Below are 17388 nucleotides of genomic sequence, written 5' to 3'. Positions count from 1 at the left end.
CGTTCCCGCGCCACGCGCTATGCAGCGCTCTTCACCGAATCGGCCGCCAAGCGAGGCGGATCGATGACCGTATCGGCATCGCAATGCACGGCATACAGCAGACCGAGCGGATTGCCATGCGTCTTCAGGTATTGCTGCCGGAGGTCGAGAAACGCCTCGCCGAGCGGCTGTCCGCCGAGAAAGCGTTCGAAGAAGCGCTGCGCCCAGTCCATCGCGAAATAGGCGGGCGTATCGCATTCGGTGCCGATCACGCCGCGCGCGCCCTTGCTCATGAAGTACGGCACGAAGCCGTCATAGAACGTCGGCGACAGCTTCGACGACTGGCACGCGTTGATGAACACCAGCGGCTTGCCGGGCAGCTGAACCCGGGACGACGCGTTGAGCCGCAGGTCTTTCAGCGTGATCGCGGCGTCGCTGAGTTCGAGACACGAGGCGTCCAGTCCGCCCGGATCGCCGAGGCCGGCCGATACCGCGTGGCAGTAGAAGTACAGGATCTGGTCGAGCGTCGTCGGGCTGTTGAGCGCCCGGAGCACGTCCGCGCGGCTCGAACGCGTCGTCACGCCGAGATCGAGGCTCTGCCAGAACGCTTCCTGCTGCCTGACGAAACCCTCGTCGGGGAAGGCATCGTCGATCGAACGGTTGAGGTTGACGCTGATCGCGAGCGAGGGCGCATTGCTGACGATGCCGTGATGCCACACGTTGAGCTGCGGCTGCAACGGAATCTGCTCGACGATATGGCGCATGCCGAGAAACCTGTTCCAGTCGAGCGGAGCATCTTCGGATGCGTCGCCGAGATAGAGCAGGCCCCATGGAATCGGCAGCCGCTCGGCCAGAATCTGAATCTTCAGGCATTCGGTTTCGTCCTCCACCAGCCTGCGCAGATATTGACCGACGGCGAGCGAATCAGCGCCCGCGCCCGCGCCTTCGAAAAGCTGAATGAAGAGACTCGCGCCCGCGCTCGCCAGCGTGCGCAGTGCGCGCTGCGACTGCTCCGGCGGAATCTCGATGCGCGTCTGAAAAACCGGATCGTCGTTTTCCGTTTGCTCGACGACGCTCATCAGCGCCTGCCGCATGGCGTCGATCGCGCTTTCGAGCTGCGCGGCCGTCAACGGCAGGCGCGCGCGGGCGGACACCGGGCCCCAGACGATGCAGTCGTAACCGTCGCCGCGCGGCTCGATCGACAGGCCGATGTCACGCGGCCGGAGCATCGTCGAGGACGACAGCGGCCGTCCGCGCGCCGCGACCTTCGCGCGAGACTCGAGCGCCGCGCCGATCTCGAAGGTCAGTTCCATCTGCTGAATGAAGTTGCCGTCGCGCAGGATCGTCGCCTTGATGCTGGCCGGCCCGTTTTTTAGCGGGGAAATGTCGAAACGCGCCCGCGTATGGCCTTTGCCCGACAGCGGCACGCGCATCTGGCTGACGCGGCCGGACAGGTCGAAGTCATCGGTATCGATCTGCACGGTGAGGGTCACGTCGCCCGTGCCGGCGTCCGCGACCGCGCCCTCGTTGAATTCCGCCGAGCCGATGCCGTCGAAGCGCACCTCGACATCCACGCCGAACGCCAGCTGATACCAGTTGCCGGGAAGGAGCGGCGCCGCCGGATCATGACCTTCGAAGCTCGCGTTGATCCAGCGCTTCGGAGATGCCGGGGCGGCCGCCGGCGCGCCGGCGCCTTTCGTGCCCAGCATCTTTCGCAGTTGCTTGTCCAATGCGGAAGATCGGGGCGATCCGGCCGATGGCGCGTCCTTGCCGCCGAGCATCGCGCCGCGCGTGATTTTCTTCACTGCTGGCGCGGCGTCCGGGTTCGGCGGCGCGCGGTTATCCGCCGCGGGGCGCGCCGCCGGATTCGCGGGCTGCCGCTTCGCGATGCCGATGCCGCCCGAGACGCCGGCCCAGAAAGCGTGCGCCACTTCCGGATGCGCGATGTCGCTGTGCGCGCCCGAAGGGCCGTCGCCGTTGCGGATGACGTCGCTCGCATCGAGGTTATAGATGCGCGCCTCGGCGCATTCGAATTCGAGGTCGCCCGGCGTCATGCGCATGTCGGCCGCCTGTCTCGCGCCCGCGACGCCCTGCACGCCGAACGCGCCGATGCCGCCGTACTCGGGAAATGTCGCGCCGAGCAGACGCTGGCCCTTGATACGCGCGCCGAGCGGATAAAAGCGCCCGACTGCCGTGTCGTGCACCGAGCGCGTCGTGATGAGCGGACCGCGAACCAGCCCGTCCGCCAGGATGCGATGGAAATAGCCGCTGGAGCCGATCGCGTAGGGAATCTCGTTGCCGTACGACCACAGCGACAACGCGCCCTGCACGAGAAAAAGCGAATCGACGGGACGTGCGAGCGGCTTGCCATTCTGCGGGCCCGCGACCATCGCCGACATCACGATGCAGCCGAAGCTGTGGCCCATCAGATGCACCCGGACTTCGGGCGACGCGCCCTGGATCTTTCCGAGCAGATCGTGCGCGGCGGTTTCCCCGAAGCGGCGCGCGCGGTCTTTCATCGCCCAGAAGGAGAGCTGGCGAAGCGGCGAAAGCACGGCGTCCTTCACTGCGTCGCCGATACCGAGCGTGCGCGAGGGCGTGCCGCCGCCGCCCGTGGCCGCGCCGCTCCTGCGCGCCGCGGCGACGATCGCCTGCGGATCGAAGCGCTCCTGATCGAAGCCCGGCCGGCCGCCGATGCCGTCGGCGCGCAGGCCGGCTTCGTCGAAGAGCGTCATGTAGGCGTCATGCATCGCGGGCGTGAGCCGGTCGGACGTCGCCCTGGCGGCTTCCTTGAGCACCGTCGCGATGGCGTCCCGCGCGGCGGGCGTGTTCGCGATGGACGCACCGATTGCGTCGACCGTCTGTGCCGCCGGGGAAGGCGTCACGGACAGCACCTTCGACGCGTCCGCGCCCGCTGCATCGGGAACGCTCTCGGCGCCCCACGGCAGACTCGGCCAATGCAGGCCGACGACGAGCGGCGCGAACTCGGGCGTGTCGCGGCGTATCCGCTCGATGTCGCCGCTCGCGCGCGCGGTCGTGGCGATCCATCGGTCGTATTGCTCGATGGCGGCGGGCACGTCGCCCTTCCAGCCGTGCGCGGCGAGCAGCACGTCGGTGACGGGGCGCGCGGGATCGTTCAGCAGGGACAGGATGGCCGCGCTGGCGCGCGCGCCGCCGGGCTCCGCGCGCTCCTCTGCGTTTTCATCGAACAGGACGAGATGATAGTGAAGATCGGTATCGGGAACCTGGCGAATGGGCATGGAACGCTCCTTGAATCGTTTGACACCCGGATCAGTTCTTGACGACCGCGATCGCGGAGGCCCAGATCGGCAAGCCGCGGCTGGACAGACCGACCCGGTGGCACGCGCCGCAATACGCTTCGGCGACCGACTTCCGGTCCTTCAGATACAGGCGGTAGAAGTTGTCGAAATATTCGACGCACGCGTGATCGTTCACATCCCAGCGAAAGCCGATCACGGACTCGGCGTGCGTCTTCATCACCTCGATGGCGGTGCGCAGCGATGAACCGCTGCACGACGACAGCACCACCATGCGGATGTCCGCCGAAGCCACCCACTGTCCGACCATGCGCATGGACACGCCAGTGCCGACTGCGTCGTCTGCGGACTTGTCCGGAAAGAGGAGAAAGGTGCCGCCGTTGTCCGGCAAGCTGCACGAGTGCCCGGAGAAATGAAGGATGTCGAATTTCTGCGCGGCGAGAAGGTGCTCGATTCGCTTGATGAAGCGTCTCGCGGGCTCGAGCGGCAGCGGTCTCATCACCCTTACCTCTTGCAGGGCGTAGTCCTCCACATTCGAGGCGAACGATTCCACCACGTCCAGCTCGTCCGGTGTGTTGAGCAGTTCGCTCAGATCCTCGACTGGCATGAGCGCGCCGGTGACTTCGTGGCGCACGACCGCGGCGCCCTCGAAGCTCGCGTTGATGAACAGCATGCGCAGCGGCTGCTTGTCCGGCGCCGCCGTGTGATTCGTGTTCGCCGGCGTGCGCCCGCTCTCCGGCGCGCGTCGCGGGAAGCGGATCCGGCGCGCCATCGGCACGCGCGTGCAGAGAAATCTGTCGATATATTCGGGCGGTTTGGCGAGTTCGAAGGGCAGGCCGAACAGACGCGCTTTCTCGTCGTTGCCCACTTCGATATCGATGCGCAATTCGACCGGTTCAGGCGGCGTGTTGTCATCGCCGTTGTCCTGGAAGTGCCTGACGATGTATGGACCAATCGTTCCCTGGATGAACGAATCGAAGATCTCCTCGCCGAGTTGCCCGAAGTATTCCTGCCAGTCCGGCAACGGCTGGCCTCCGGACATCGGCGAATAGCTGTTGGTCCGGTCCAGCAGAAACTGCAGCTCCGACCTGTTGCGGTAAGGGTAGGAGCGTTTTGCGCTCACGTCGGTGTCGTCGTCGAGGTAGTAGTGGGCCTCGTACTCGCCGACCTCGACCGTCACGCGTCGTTTCGACGGTTTCGTGTCGTTCATCAGCCGGTCGAGCGTCCTCGCGAATGCCGCGTTGAGATCGTCTTCCCCAATGGTCAGCGATGCGATATTGCGGCGCTTCAGCAGGCGCGTATCGAGACCTTCCACGGCCGACGACACCAGCACGATGACGGGCACGGCCGGCAACCGGTCCGTCAGCCAGTCGAGCTGGCTGATGGCGGCGGAGCCGTCGCCGGGCGCGCCGCCGCTGCTCTCCTTGCGCACCATGCCTTCGAGCACCACGAGGCCGAGCGAGGCGCACGCCTCTTCGTCGCCGAAGAGCTTCTTGGCGGCGCGGTCGGTCGAGGCGTACTTGAGGACTTCCATGTCGGCGAAGGCGCCGGCGGCGGGAAAGCGCGCTTTGGTGTCGTCGATGGCGGCGAGCGCGTCCTCGATCAACTCGGTTGTCGCGTCGTCGGCGATGAGCGCGATGCGCTTTGCCCCGGCCATCTGTTTGCCATTGGCGCTATCGTTCATGGCCGCTCTCCGCTCAGTTCGGGGAGGCGGAGGTGGAATCCGAGCCACGGAGGCGCGATGGCGTCGTCCGAGTCGGGCGTCTCGTCGATGACGAAGCTGCCGCCGTGCTCCTCGATCACGCGCTGAATCGCTTCGAGCGCGAGGCTGGAATCCTCGCGCGCCTGGCGGAACGCACGCCACATCATGTCGCGCCTCGGCTTTACCCTGCCGTCGTCCTTGGGGGTGTCGCCCGTGTCCGCGACGCCGGTCAGCGTGAAGTCGAGGCACGCGGTGCCGTTTTCGTAGGCGAGGGCGGTCGTGACCCTGCCGTCGTCCGACCGCACCCGGACCATATGCGCGAGCAGGGAGCGGAACGCGAACTCGAGCCGCTCCGGATCGCCGCTCACCTGACCGGCGGGCGGGGCGGTCTGCCAGGCGATGACCTTCTGCTCGCGCTCGGGCAGCGCTTCGATGACTCGATTGACGCAACTGGCGAGTTCGACGGGCTTGTCGGTCCGTTTCGGATAACGGCGGATATCGATGCCCTGCGCGAGCCGTTCGAACGTGATGTCGGCCTTGCCGATCTCGGCGAGCAGCCGTTCGGACAGCTTTTGCGGCGAATTCCTGCCGGTGGGTTTCGCATCGGCGCACAGCTTCGGCAACTGCCGCACGAGATTGCTTGCCAGGGCGAGCGGCGCGCGCGTCTGCTGGGCCACATCGGCGACGGTCTCGCGCAGAAAGCGCATGTCCACTTCCCAGGTCCGGCCCTGGACGTTGATGAGAAACCAGATGGCGGTGTCGAAGCTGCCTTCCAGAACGCGCCGCGTCGCGAGCACGGTGCGGGTGCGCTCGTTCTCGCTCAGCAGCACGACGCGGCGAAGGACGGTCGATCCCTGCCCGTCGAACACTTCGGCGCCGAGCGGATCGCCTTTCCATGCGTACTCTTTCAGAAAACTGTGGCGCCACTTCCCGTTCTTCACCGCAAGCAGACGCTGTGCCGCTTCGTTCATCCAGAGGATCGCGCCTTCCATGCCGACCACGACCATGCCTTGTCTGGTTTCGCGGGACATCGCATCGTTGACTTCGGACGTCACGCGCATTTTGAGCGCGTCCTGCAGCGTGGCGACGATCTGCTCGATCGCTCGCTTGTCGGGACCGTGGAATACATGCGCCTGCTCGCTCTCGATGTGCAGCATCCAGCGAATGCGGTCATTGAGCCTGAGCGGGATCGTCATCGCCGAGCCCACGACATCGCGGCCGACCGCACGGTAGTCGTATTGCTCGACGCCGGGCTTGCCGACCTCGTTGATGATCAGCGTCTTGTCCTGCGCGAGGCTCGCGCCAAGCATGCCGATGTCGAAACTCTGCGTGTAGTCGGATCGGATGCGGAACCCCTCCGGGCACTCATTCTGATGAAAGAGCCGGAACATCCTGGCCTGCCAGTCCAGCCGGTACAGCGACACGTAGTCCCAGCGAAAGCTCGTCGCCAGCGCGTCGACGATCTTGCATGCCTCGATCGCGAGCGACGGGGCATCGGCAAGCTGCTTTCTCAGTTCTTCGCCGAGCGTGGTGCGCTGGCACTTGATCTGATCCTCGATGCGAATCAGCACAGGCTCCAGATCGAGATTGCGCAGCAGCTCGACATGCTGTTCGGTGAACGCGCCGACCTGTTTCGAGCAAAGCGAGAGTGCGGACGTCGGGCCTCTTTGATTCTTCGCGACGAGCGTGGCGGACGAGCGCATGCCGCGGTCCTCGTACATTCTCACGACCTGACTTTCGCGAAGTTGGGGAAAGGCATCGATGAACTCCCGGACATCCGCAATCGATCCGAGCCCGCGCGCGAGCCATTCCTTGATGCCCTCGGGCAGCGGCAGCCAGCGCTCGGTCCATCGCAGATGGTCGCGGGGATACAGCAGGAACGCGCGAAAAAAGCGCACGTCGCCGGCGTACATGCCGAAGTTCGCGTGATCGAACGGAATCAGCCGCCTGACTTCCTCGAGCACGCGCTCGAGTTGCGACTGCCACGTCGTGTAGGACGGATCGCGTGCGATGCGCGCGATCTGTTCGCGCACCCGGTCGACCAGCGTCATCTCGATAACCGCGATCACGCCGAGCACGCCGCCGCCGGGTGCGAGATCGGGCGAGAACTGCATCGCCGCGGCCTCGCGTTCGCCTTGCGTGTATTCCGCCACCGAAATATCGAGCTTGACCGTCTTGCGCGTGCGCAGGCATTCGTCGAAGACCGACTTCAGGCAGCGCTCGCCCGGCTCGGGCTCGGCCTCGGCCTTGCGCGGGTCGTCCTCGCGCGAGCGGTCGAACAGCGAAAAGAGCGTGTGGCCGATGACCCGCTCCGGCACGAGCGACAACGCCTGATAGGTCGCCTGATTGGCGTAGCGCACGACGCCGTCGGCGCACACGCGCATGACGGCGAGCGGCGCGTCGTTCATCCGCTGCATTTCCGCGCGACGCAGCGGCGCGCCGTCCGCGACGAGCAAGAGCCGCTCGCCGGTGTCCGGCCACGCGTGGATCGTGTGCAGCCAGGCGGGGACCAGCGCGCCGTCGCGTCCGCAGTACAGACCTTCGACCGGACCGAACGAATCGCTATCCGGCGGCGTGTCGAAGCGGAACAACTCGAGGAGCGATTTGCCCGCCGATGCAGGCAGCAGTTGCTCGAACGCGGCGTTCGCCTGGCAGATCGTGTCCGCATGATCGACGATCACGCACGGGCTGTCCGACGCCATGAGCGACCGGAGCATGTGTTCGGCGGGCGGATCGTCGTTGACGACGGTGCTGGTGTTGGGTTGGCTGCTCATAGGCCCTCCAAAGGGTGTGCGAAAGCCTGACCGGCAAGAAAACAAGCGGGAGGGCGCGCGAACGTTTTTACTTGGGCGCGTCTTTCGGCCGGGCCGATGAACGGCGCTGGTCACGTCGTCGGTCTGTTATTTATTGGTGATCCCGACTTTCCTGCGAGTCCCGGTGCCTTCGATATCCGGGAACGCTGCCTGCAAATGAATTTAGTGCGAAGCAGCGGCAGGTGGCAGGGACAAATTCCTGTACTAATCGGACAAACCGCCGCGAGAGGAAGCGCTTGCGCGCCGTAGGCGCTGCCGGAAAGCCGAAGTGTCATGGACCTGGCATGCGGGGTGTGGCAGTTCAGGAGGCGGCGCTTTTACGATCGGACCATGCCACTTCGGGTACGGATGTATAACGATTCGGTGTGCCCAGCTTTGAAATGCGTGGCCTTTTATCGCGGCGGTCCGACCGTTCGCCAGGCTTTATCGGGCTTCAACCGGCTTCAACCGGCACGCGGTAATTAATCGAACCCTGCAATGAAAACGTTTCGAATCGGGATTGGCGTTCGCTGAGCGGCTCGCTTTGCGAGCGTATCTTTAAGGTCGAAATGGGATCGGAACGATGGACTCGTCTTTGCAACGGATGCTCGAAGCGATCGATGCCGCTAAAGCGAAACTGGACGCGGTGCGGCCGCTTTCGGCTCCGGCCCTGGCTTTGCTGCATGAAAGGCTGAGGCTGGAATGCACGCGCGATGCGAATGCAGCGGTGCAACAACACACGCCCGCGCCGCGCGAGACCCGGGTCGTGCTCGACAACATGACCATGGGCGGCAAGCCGCTGCCGCAGCATTGCGAGATCATGGGCCATCGCGACGCCATGCGTTACCTCGAAGAGATCGTCTCGAATAACGATCCAGTCTCGGCATGGCAGATCCGGAACATCCACAATGTCGTGCTGAAGGGTGGTGTCGGTGAGGAAGCCTGCCGCTATCGTCATGTGAATGTGGCGATAGCCGGCGCGCGCACGACTCCGCCGGACTTTCTGAATCTGCCCGCCGAACTGGCGGCGCTCGCCGAGTGGCATGCGAAGGCAGGGAACATGCATCCCGTCGCGCGCGCGGCGGAACTTCATACGCGCTTCGTCAGGATCCATCCGTTCGTGGACGGAAACGGCAGGACAGCGCGACTGCTCTTGAATGTCGAGTTGATGAAATCGGGTTATCCGCCGGCCGTTATCCGGAACGAGGATCGCGCGGCTTATTGCGATTCGCTGGATGACGCTTGCGTGAGCGGCGACTACACCGGCATAGCGCGGCTGATCGCCAAATCGGTTCGGCGGTCATTCGGCATCTATTTCGACGCGCTCGACATCGGTGGATAGCTGGAACAAGGGGCAGTGCAACCGCCCCTGTTCCCTCACATCGTCCCGCTCCCAGCAGCGTATTACGCGGCGAAGCGGCGTTCCGCGCTTTGCTGCGGGTTGCGTTTCTCCAGCACGGCCGGCGCGGTTTCTTTCATTGCGAGCGCACAGCATGCCGAAACCACGCCGAGCGCGGAGAACATGAGCGCCGGTCCGATCCAGCCGAACGCGCCGTACATGCCGGTGGCGATGATCGGCAGCAGACCCGCGATCACCGAGGCCCCGTTATAACCGAGCGAAATGCCCGACGAGCGCACGTTGGCCGGGAACTGCTCCGAGAACCAGCTCGCCTCGACCGCGAAAATCGGATCGTGACTGAAGAGCAGGGACAGCGCGACCGCGACGATCACCATGATGAGCGCGCCCGTGTTGATGAGCATGAACATCGGCACGCCGAAGGCGATGGTGAACAGCGCGCCCATCATGAACACCGGACGGCGGCCGATTCTGTCGCTCAACGCGCCGTAGATCAGATGGCTGACGAGGCCGAGCGCGGAGCCGATCAGCGTGCCCCACAGGATATGGCGCGTCGTCGACACATGCGCGAGCGCCACATAAGACAACATGAAACTCGTCGTGATGTAGTAGCCGCCCGTTTCCGCCATGCGCAGGCCGACGATCTTCAGAATGCTGCGCCAGTCGCTCTTGATGACTTCGAGCGCGGGCTGCTTCATCACCTTGTTCTCGGCCTTGACGGCTTCGAATTCCGGCGATTCCGACACGCTCATCCGGATGAAGATGCCGATCGCGACCATCACGAAGGACATGAGGAACGGCGTGCGCCAGATCCAGTCGCCTTCGAAGATCGCGCCCGACAGAAGGAACGCGCCATTCGCGAGCAGAAGGCCGAGCGGAATGCCGAGTTGCGGCACCGCGCCGAAGAAGCCGCGCCGCTTTTCCGGCGCGTGCTCGCACGCCATGAGCACCGCGCCGCCCCATTCCGCACCGAAGCCGATGCCCTGCACCATGCGCAGCAGGATCAGCAGGATCGGCGCGAGCACGCCGGCCTGCGCGTAAGTCGGCAGGAAGCCGATCAGCACGGTCGCGCCGCCCATCGCGACGAGCGACCAGAACAGCACGGCCTTGCGGCCGAGACGGTCGCCGTAATGCCCGGCGAGATAGCCGCCGAACGGACGCATCAGAAAGCCGATGGCGAGCGTCGCGAACGACGCCAGAATGCCGACGATCGGCTCGGTCGTATGAAAGAAGATCTTGCCGAACCACGCGGCGGCGGCCGTGCCGTAGATGAAGAAGTCGTAGCTCTCGACCGCCGAGCCGATCATCGACGCGACGGCGACCTTGACCGCGCGGTCTTCGTTGTTGCTGCTCATGTTGTGGTGTCTCCAATACATCAACCGGCCGCTTCCCGAACTAGAAGCGGCCAGAACCGCGTTGCGCTTTCGTCGAGCGCTTTCAACGCGACAAGTGGCGTCCTGATTTCAGGACTTCTCCCAGGTTTCGATCACGCGGCTGTCGTCGCGCAATCCCAGACCCGAGCCGGCTGCTTCGTGATAGCGCGCGTTGGCGATCGACAGCAGCGGCACGTCGGCGCCGCAGGCTTTCGCGGCATCGGCGACGAGATCGCTGTCCTTCACGAAGATGTTGATCGAGCTCGTCACATTCACGTCCGTGCCTTGCAGCATGCGCGGGCCGCGATCCGACAGCATCCACGAACCCGCCGCGCCTTTCTCGACGAGTTCGAGCACGGCCGCCGGATCGAGGCCGAGCGAGCGCGCCAGATTGAGCGCTTCCGCCGCCGCCACGATATGCACCGAACAAAGATGCTGGTTCACGACCTTGATCGCCTGACCGTCGCCGAGCTTCGGGCCGGTAATGCGCACGCTGCCCATCGCGTCGAGCACGGGGCGCACGGCGCCGATGTCCTTCGCGTCGCCCGATGCGAAGATCACCAGTTGCCCCGTTTTCGCACGCGCGGTGCCGCCGGTCACGGGCGCATCGACGACGCGCGCGCCTGCCGCTTTGAGGCGTTCGCCCTGTTCGCGCACCGCATCCGGGCCGACCGTCGACATGACGACCCACGTCTGTCCTTCGAGCTTCGTGCCGACGCTTTCCACGAGCGAAGCGAGCTGCTGCGGCGTCGCCACCATCGCGACGACGACTTGCGGCGCGGGCGCGGCCGCGAAGCTATCGACGGCGGCAAGGCCGCTTTCCTGCGCCATCGCGAGCGCGCGGGGCGACAGGTCGACGCCGGTCACGTCATGGCCCGCGCCCTTGATTCGCAGCGCCATCGGCAGTCCGATCGCGCCGATGCCAATGAAAGTCACGTTCATGATTACTTGAGCCAGTGTTTGATGTTTTCCACAATGGATGCCGTCGAGATGCCGTAGCGGTCGTGCAGGGTCGGCAGCGCGCCCGCGTCGAGGAACTGATCGGGCAGGGCGATGTGACGGAACGCCGGCATCACGCGATGACGCACGAGCGCGCTCGTCACGGCATCGCCGAGACCGCCGATCACGCTATGGTTCTCCGCGACGATCACGAGACGTCCCGGCTTCCTGCATTGCTCGATGATGGCCGCTTCGTCCAGCGGCTTGATGGTCGGCACGTGCAGCACGCCGACGCTCGCGGAGCCGTCATCCAGCGCTTGCGCGGCTTCGAGCGCGCGCATGGTCATGATGCCGGACGAGATGATGAGCACGTCCGCGCCGTCGCGCAACATCTTGGCCTTGCCGAGTTCGAACGTGTAATCGTAGTCGTCGAGCACGGCGGGCACCTTGCCGCGCAAGAGGCGCATATACACCGGGCCATGGTGAGCGGCGATTGCGGCAACGGCCTGTTCGGTGTCGAGCGCGTCGCACGGGTCGATCACGGTCATGCCGGGAATGGCGCGCATCAGCGCGAGGTCTTCGGTCGCCTGATGGCTCGGGCCGTAACCGGTCGTGAGACCCGGCAGCGCCGCGCAGATCTTCACGTTGAGGTTCTCTTCCGCGATCACCTGATGGATGAAGTCATACGCGCGGCGCGTCGCGAACACGGCGTAGGTCGTCGCGAACGGAATGAAGCCTTCCTTCGCCATGCCGCCGGCCGCGCCCATCAGCAACTGCTCGGCCATGCCCATCTGAAAATGACGTTCGGGGAATGCCTGATTGAAGATGTGCAAGTCGGTGTACTTCGACAGATCGGCCGTCATGCCAACAATGTTCCGGCGCTTTTCGGCTTCGGCAACGAGCGCGTGGCCGAACGGCGCGGGGCGCGTCTTCTGGCCTTCCGATGCGATCGACGCGATCATCGCGGACGTCGTGAGGCGAGGTTTCTTTTCAGCGACGGCGCTCATGCCTTGTCTCCTTGTGCTGCTGCGTGGTGTTGATCGAGCACGGCGATCGCCTGCTGCCATTCTTCCGGGTCTACCCGGATAAAGTGATTCTTCTCGCGCGTCTCCAGAAACGGCACGCCTTTGCCCATCAACGTATCGAGCAGGACGACGCGCGGCTTCGCCTCCGTCAGCGACCGGCACCGGTCGAACGCCGCGACGAGCGCGGGCATGTCGTTGCCGTTCACGCGCTCGACGTGCCAGCCGAAGGACGCGAACTTGTCGGCGAGCGGCTCGAAGGCGAGCACGTCGTGCGACGGGCCGTCCGCCTGCTGGCGGTTGATGTCGACCATCGTGATGAGATTGCCGAGGCCGTGATGCGCGGCGGACAACGCGGCTTCCCACGTCGCGCCTTCATCGAGCTCGCCGTCGGACATCGAGTTGTAGACGAACGCCGGATTGCCCTTCAGACGCAAGCCGAGCGCCATGCCGACGGCAATCGTCAGACCTTGCCCGAGCGAGCCGCCCGAGATTTCCATGCCGGGCGTGTAGGTGGCCATGCCGGACATCGGCAGGCGGGAATCGTCGGAGCCGTAGGTTTCCAGCTCCTCTTCGGGGATCACGCCCGCTTCGATCAGCGCGGCGTAGAGCGCGATCGCGTAGTGGCCGTGCGAGAGCAGAAAGCGGTCGCGGCCTTCCCATTCGGGATCGTCGGGGCGGAGGTTCATCGCGTGGCACCAGGCGACGGCGAGGGCGTCGGCGAGTCCGAGCGCCTGGCCGATATAGCCCTGGCCCTGAACTTCGCCCATGCGCAGCGCGAAGCGGCGAATGCGATAAGCGTGGTCGGCGAGTTTGGCGAGTTTGGCGAGTTGCGCTGAGCGCGAGCCGGCTTGCGGCTCGGCCTCGGTAATCATTGTCATGGCTGTTCCTGCGGACGGGAGAAGAATCCTCGACAACCTCCGATGGCTGCAGTTGTCTCCTGTTCAGCAATCGGACGGTGTGGGAACGAGGTGGGGCTAATGTAGCCTTGACAACTGGGGCTGACAAAAGAAAAGATTGCACCAACTGATGAACCTCATTCACGAATTCCGCGCATGAACATCTTTCGCAAGGTTCCGCTTTCGTATATTCGGGTTTTCGAGGCTGCCGGCCGCACGCTTTCTTTCGCCGATGCCGCGCGCGAGCTGAACCTGTCGCCGAGCGCGGTCAGTCATTCGGTGCGAAAACTGGAAGACTTGCTCGGGCATCGGCTCTTTCAGCGCAGCACGCGGGAAGTGCGCCTGACGCGCGAAGGCGCGACGCTGATGGAGCACATTCAGCGCGGCATGGACGAGATGCAGCGCGGTTTCGCGCTGCTGGCGAGCGATGAGCGCACGCCGCTGCGGCTGCACACCGCGCCGAGCTTCGCGACGCAATGGCTGCTGCCGCGGCTCGCGGGTTTCGTGCGCGATCATCCGAACATCGACTTGCGCTTTTCCGCGAGCACCGATTACGCGCGTTTCGACGACGATTTCGATCTCGATATCGTCTATGGGGAACCGAAGCCCTCACCGCACGAAAAGATTCCGCTCGCGCTCGAGGGCCTGGCGCCCTTGTGCCCGCCCGCGCTCGCCGAGCGCATCCGCAAGCCGGAGGATCTGTATCACGTTCCGCTGATCCAGTGCGAAGTGCAGATGTATCAATGGAAAGGCTGGTTCGAAGCCAACGGGCTTCCGCCGCCGACGCATTACGGCTTGCGCTTCGACCGCAGTTCGATGGCGATCGCCGCCGCCGTCGATGGCCTCGGCGTCGTGCTCGAATCAACGCTGCTTTCCGAACGCGAGCTGCAACGCGGCGAACTCGTGCGTCCGCTCGCCGGATCGACGCGCGAAGTGGAATACGTGGGGCATTACCTCGTGCATCCGCGCAGAGCGCATCCGCACGAGGCATTCGAGACATTCAAGGCGTGGCTCTTGAATGCGCTCGGCATCGGCGGCCGGTCATGACACCACGTTGACCGGCGTTCCCGCGACGAACGCCGCCACGTTATCCATCAGCTGATCGGCGAGCGACTGCTGCGCTTCGTCGGAGGCCCACGCGACGTGCGGCGTCACGATCACGTTCGGCCGGTTCGCGATGCGCATGAGCGGGTTGTCGGGCGCGGGCGGTTCGGTCGTGAGCACGTCGAAGCCGATACCGCTGATCAGCCCTTCCTCGAGCGCCTCGACGAGCGCGGCTTCATCGACGAGACCGCCGCGCGCCGTGTTGATGATGAGCGGCTTCTTCTTCATCGCGCGGAATTCGGCGGCGGACAGCATGCCGCGCGTCTGCGGCGTGAGCGGGCTGTGGATCGTGATGACATCGCTCGTCGCGAGCACTTCGTCCCACGGCGTGTAGAGCGGCCCGAGTCCGTCGCGTCCTTTATGCGCCGCGAAAACCGGCTTCATGCCGAAGGCCTTCGCGATTTCGGCGACGCGCTGCCCAAGCACGCCTTCGCCGATGATGCCGAGCGTCGCGCCGCCCAGATCGCGGATCGCGTGATTGAAGAAGCAGAACTGCCCCGACTTCTGCCATTCGCCGTTCAGCACATCGTCGCGATAGGCGATCAGATTGCGGCGCAACGCGAGCATCAATGCGAACGTATGCTCCGGCACGGTGTTCACCGCATAGCCGCGGATATTCGACACGACGATGCCGCGCTTCGCGCACGCCGCCTTGTCGACGACATCGGTGCCCGTGGCGGCGACCGCGACGAGCCTGAGCGTCGGCACTTGCTCGATGATGTCGGCGGTAATCGCGACCTTGTTCGTGATGACGATGCTCGCGCCCTGCAAACGCGCGGCGACCTGCTGAGGCGCGGTGCGCTCGTATTCGACGAGTTCGTGTTCGAACGCGGGGCGCTTCAGCGTGATCTGCGGCGCGAGCGTTGCGCGGTCGAGAAAGACGATCTTCTGCATGGTGTTCCTGTGATGAAGGTTCAAAGATGCCGCTTCGCTTGCGTGACGACATGTGCGGCCGTGATGCCGAAGTGCTCGTAAAGCGTCTCCGCCGGCCCCGAGGCGCCGAAGCCCTTCATGCCGACGAAACCGCCGCGATCGCCGAGATAGCGATCCCATCCGAAGCGCACGGCCGCTTCCACCGCGACGCGCACGGTATCGGCGCCGAGCACGCTCAGCCGATAATCCGCGTCCTGTTCGTCGAAGAGTTCGCAGCAGGGCATCGACACGACCGCCGTCGCGATGCCCGCCGCCTGCAGTTGCTCGCGCGCGGCGAGCGCGACGGCCACTTCCGAACCCGTGGCGATGAGCGTGACGCGGCGCCTGCCGCCAACGGCCTCGGCGAGCACATAGCCGCCGCGTGCCGACAGATTCGCCTCGTCATGCGCGCGGCGCACGAGCGGCAGCGCCTGACGCGCGAAGACCATCGTGCTCGGGCCGGACTTGTGCCCGTACGCGAGCATCCAGCATTCGGCGGCTTCGACGGCATCGGCAGGACGGAACACGCGCATGTTCGGCATCGCGCGCAAGGACGCGAGGATTTCCACCGGCTGATGGGTCGGCCCGTTCTTGCCGACGCCGATCGAGTCGTGACTGAAGACGAACTTCACCGGCAAGCCCATCAGCGCGGCCATGCGCATCGCGGGGCGCTCGTAGTCGGAGAAGGCGAGATAGGTGACGGCGAGCGGAACGATGCCGCCGTGCGCGGCCATGCCGTTGGCCATCGCGCCCATCACGTGTTCTCGCACGCCGCAATGCACGTAGGCGCCGCCGCGATCCTCGGCGTTGAACGCACGCAGGCTGCGCTTGTGGCTCGTAGGCGCTTCGAGATCCGCGCAGCCGACCATGCGTTCGGGCAGCACGTCCGCGAGCAGATCGTTGAGCTCGGCGGAGATCAAGATGCCGCCGGGCGCTTCGTCTCTTTTCTGCGCATCGCGCTTGTACGTTTCGAGCGTGTCTTGCCAGCCTTCCGGCAATTCACCCGCGACGATGCGTTCGAACTCCGCGCGCGCTTCCGGCTGCAACGACGCCACGCGCTCGCGCCATGCGCGATATTCGCCTTCGCTGCGGCGGCCCGCATCGCGCCAGGTTTTCAGGACGCCGGCGGGAATCTCGAATGGCGCGTGCGGCCAGTTCAGTTCGTTGCGCGCGGCATCGGCGTCCTTTTCGAAGAGACGCCCGCTGTGCCCGCCGCGCTGACCTTGCAGACGCGCGATGCCGCGCGCGATCACCGTGCGGCACGCGATCATCGACGGACGCGCATCCTGCTTCGCTTCGGCAAGCGCGCGAGAGACCGCTTCGAGATCGTGTCCATCGACTTCGATCACATGCCAGCCCGCCACGCGAAAGCGCTCACTCACGTCCTCGCTGATGGAGAGCGCCGTGCTGCCGTCATCGGTAATGCGGTTATCGTCCCAGCACAGAATGAGCTTGCCGAGCTTCAGATGCCCGGCGAGCGCGATCATTTCCTGTCCCACGCCTTCCTGCAGGCAGCCATCGCCGACGAACGCATACGTGTAATGATCGACGATGCCATCGCCGAACTTCGCGTTCAGATAAGCCTCCGCGACCGCCATGCCGAACGCGTTCGCGATGCCTTGCCCGAGCGGGCCGGTCGTCACTTCGATGCCGGACGCGGTATCGAATTCGGGATGGCCTTCGCAATGCGAGCCCATTTCGCGAAACGACCTGATCTGATCGATGCCGAAGTTCGCATAGCCGGTGAGATGCAGCACCGCGTAGAGCAGCATCGAGCCATGACCGTTCGAGAGCACGAAGCGGTCGCGATCGGGCCACTGCGGATCGGCGGCGTTGAACTTCATGTGCCGCGTGAACAGCGCCGTGGCGATTTCGGCCATGCCGAGCGGCACGCCCTGGTGACCTTCGCCCGCGCGCACGATCGCATCGATGGCGAGAAAGCGGATGGCGTTCGACAGCGCTGGCGTGTCGATGGAAGACATGACTTCTCCTTGCCGCTCCGTGAAGGAGCGGCATCAACGAGGTTCGAAA

General features: G+C 65.0%; 11 protein-coding genes. 2 read left to right on the top strand and 9 right to left on the bottom strand.

Annotated elements, in window-relative coordinates; all coding sequences use genetic code 11:
• Positions 1 to 17: 17 nt before the first annotated feature.
• Genes AC1Z32_RS37815 through AC1Z32_RS37805 form a run of 3 tightly spaced genes read right to left on the bottom strand, consistent with a single transcriptional unit; the run spans position 18 to position 7733 of the window.
• Positions 18 to 3239: a CHAT domain-containing protein gene (locus AC1Z32_RS37815; RefSeq protein WP_483483965.1), complete on the bottom strand. Its 3222-nt coding sequence runs from the start codon at positions 3237 to 3239 to the stop codon at positions 18 to 20.
• Positions 3240 to 3270: 31 nt separating this feature from the next.
• Entirely contained in the window at positions 3271 to 4941 is a 1671-nt protein-coding gene (locus AC1Z32_RS37810; RefSeq protein ID WP_483483964.1) for a CHAT domain-containing protein, read from the bottom strand.
• Positions 4938 to 7733: a PAS domain-containing protein gene (locus tag AC1Z32_RS37805; protein ID WP_483483963.1), complete on the bottom strand. Its 2796-nt coding sequence runs from the start codon at positions 7731 to 7733 to the stop codon at positions 4938 to 4940. Before AC1Z32_RS37805 ends, AC1Z32_RS37810 begins: the two co-directional genes overlap by 4 nt.
• 601 nt (positions 7734 to 8334) lie before the next feature.
• Here AC1Z32_RS37805 and AC1Z32_RS37800 point away from each other — a divergent pair.
• On the top strand, positions 8335 to 9093 hold the full coding sequence (locus tag AC1Z32_RS37800; RefSeq protein ID WP_483483962.1) for a Fic family protein: 759 nt from the start codon (positions 8335 to 8337) through the stop codon (positions 9091 to 9093).
• Between the two features lie 62 nt (positions 9094 to 9155).
• On the opposite strand, the gene AC1Z32_RS37795 is transcribed toward AC1Z32_RS37800, so the two are convergent.
• The 4 genes from AC1Z32_RS37795 to AC1Z32_RS37780 form a co-directional block, all read right to left on the bottom strand.
• A complete protein-coding gene (locus tag AC1Z32_RS37795) occupies positions 9156 to 10463 on the bottom strand; it encodes an MFS transporter (protein WP_483483961.1) in 1308 nt (435 codons plus the stop codon).
• Between the two features lie 108 nt (positions 10464 to 10571).
• Positions 10572 to 11423 carry an NAD(P)-dependent oxidoreductase gene (locus AC1Z32_RS37790; RefSeq protein ID WP_483483960.1) on the bottom strand — a complete coding sequence of 284 codons (852 nt, stop codon included), beginning with the start codon at positions 11421 to 11423 and terminating at the stop codon, positions 10572 to 10574.
• A gap of 2 nt (positions 11424 to 11425) precedes the next feature.
• Positions 11426 to 12427, bottom strand: coding sequence for a transketolase family protein (locus AC1Z32_RS37785; protein WP_483483959.1), 1002 nt, complete (start codon positions 12425 to 12427; stop codon positions 11426 to 11428).
• A complete protein-coding gene (locus AC1Z32_RS37780) occupies positions 12424 to 13317 on the bottom strand; it encodes a transketolase (protein ID WP_483484152.1) in 894 nt (297 codons plus the stop codon). The genes AC1Z32_RS37785 and AC1Z32_RS37780 overlap by 4 nt, the downstream gene beginning before the upstream one ends.
• Positions 13318 to 13497: 180 nt before the next feature.
• On the opposite strand from AC1Z32_RS37780, the gene AC1Z32_RS37775 reads away from it, so the two are divergent.
• Positions 13498 to 14388, top strand: coding sequence for a LysR substrate-binding domain-containing protein (locus AC1Z32_RS37775; protein WP_483483958.1), 891 nt, complete (start codon positions 13498 to 13500; stop codon positions 14386 to 14388).
• Here AC1Z32_RS37775 and AC1Z32_RS37770 read toward each other — a convergent pair.
• On the bottom strand, positions 14383 to 15339 hold the full coding sequence (locus AC1Z32_RS37770; RefSeq protein ID WP_483483957.1) for a D-2-hydroxyacid dehydrogenase: 957 nt from the start codon (positions 15337 to 15339) through the stop codon (positions 14383 to 14385). The genes AC1Z32_RS37775 and AC1Z32_RS37770 overlap by 6 nt on opposite strands.
• Positions 15340 to 15359: 20 nt before the next feature.
• Entirely contained in the window at positions 15360 to 17339 is a 1980-nt protein-coding gene (gene tkt / locus AC1Z32_RS37765; protein ID WP_483483956.1) for a transketolase, read from the bottom strand.
• Positions 17340 to 17388: the final 49 nt, after the last annotated feature.

This window comes from Caballeronia sp. 11_S32 (genome assembly GCF_056930355.1).
The sequence above is the reverse complement of the archived record's forward strand: the minus strand, read 5'-3'. Positions and strand labels throughout refer to the sequence as shown.

What these genes read in the sequence shown, in the direction of transcription:
- AC1Z32_RS37790 (WP_483483960.1), bottom strand. Translation starts at nt 11,423, where the DNA reads ATGAACGTGACTTTCATTGGCATCGGCGCGATCGGACTGCCGATGGCG.
- AC1Z32_RS37810 (WP_483483964.1), bottom strand. Translation starts at nt 4,941, where the DNA reads ATGAACGATAGCGCCAATGGCAAACAGATGGCCGGGGCAAAGCGCATC.
- tkt (WP_483483956.1), bottom strand. Translation starts at nt 17,339, where the DNA reads ATGTCTTCCATCGACACGCCAGCGCTGTCGAACGCCATCCGCTTTCTC.
- AC1Z32_RS37785 (WP_483483959.1), bottom strand. Translation starts at nt 12,427, where the DNA reads ATGAGCGCCGTCGCTGAAAAGAAACCTCGCCTCACGACGTCCGCGATG.
- AC1Z32_RS37775 (WP_483483958.1), top strand. Translation starts at nt 13,498, where the DNA reads ATGAACATCTTTCGCAAGGTTCCGCTTTCGTATATTCGGGTTTTCGAG.
- AC1Z32_RS37770 (WP_483483957.1), bottom strand. Translation starts at nt 15,339, where the DNA reads ATGCAGAAGATCGTCTTTCTCGACCGCGCAACGCTCGCGCCGCAGATC.
- AC1Z32_RS37805 (WP_483483963.1), bottom strand. Translation starts at nt 7,733, where the DNA reads ATGAGCAGCCAACCCAACACCAGCACCGTCGTCAACGACGATCCGCCC.
- AC1Z32_RS37800 (WP_483483962.1), top strand. Translation starts at nt 8,335, where the DNA reads ATGGACTCGTCTTTGCAACGGATGCTCGAAGCGATCGATGCCGCTAAA.
- AC1Z32_RS37795 (WP_483483961.1), bottom strand. Translation starts at nt 10,463, where the DNA reads ATGAGCAGCAACAACGAAGACCGCGCGGTCAAGGTCGCCGTCGCGTCG.
- AC1Z32_RS37815 (WP_483483965.1), bottom strand. Translation starts at nt 3,239, where the DNA reads ATGCCCATTCGCCAGGTTCCCGATACCGATCTTCACTATCATCTCGTC.
- AC1Z32_RS37780 (WP_483484152.1), bottom strand. Translation starts at nt 13,317, where the DNA reads ATGATTACCGAGGCCGAGCCGCAAGCCGGCTCGCGCTCAGCGCAACTC.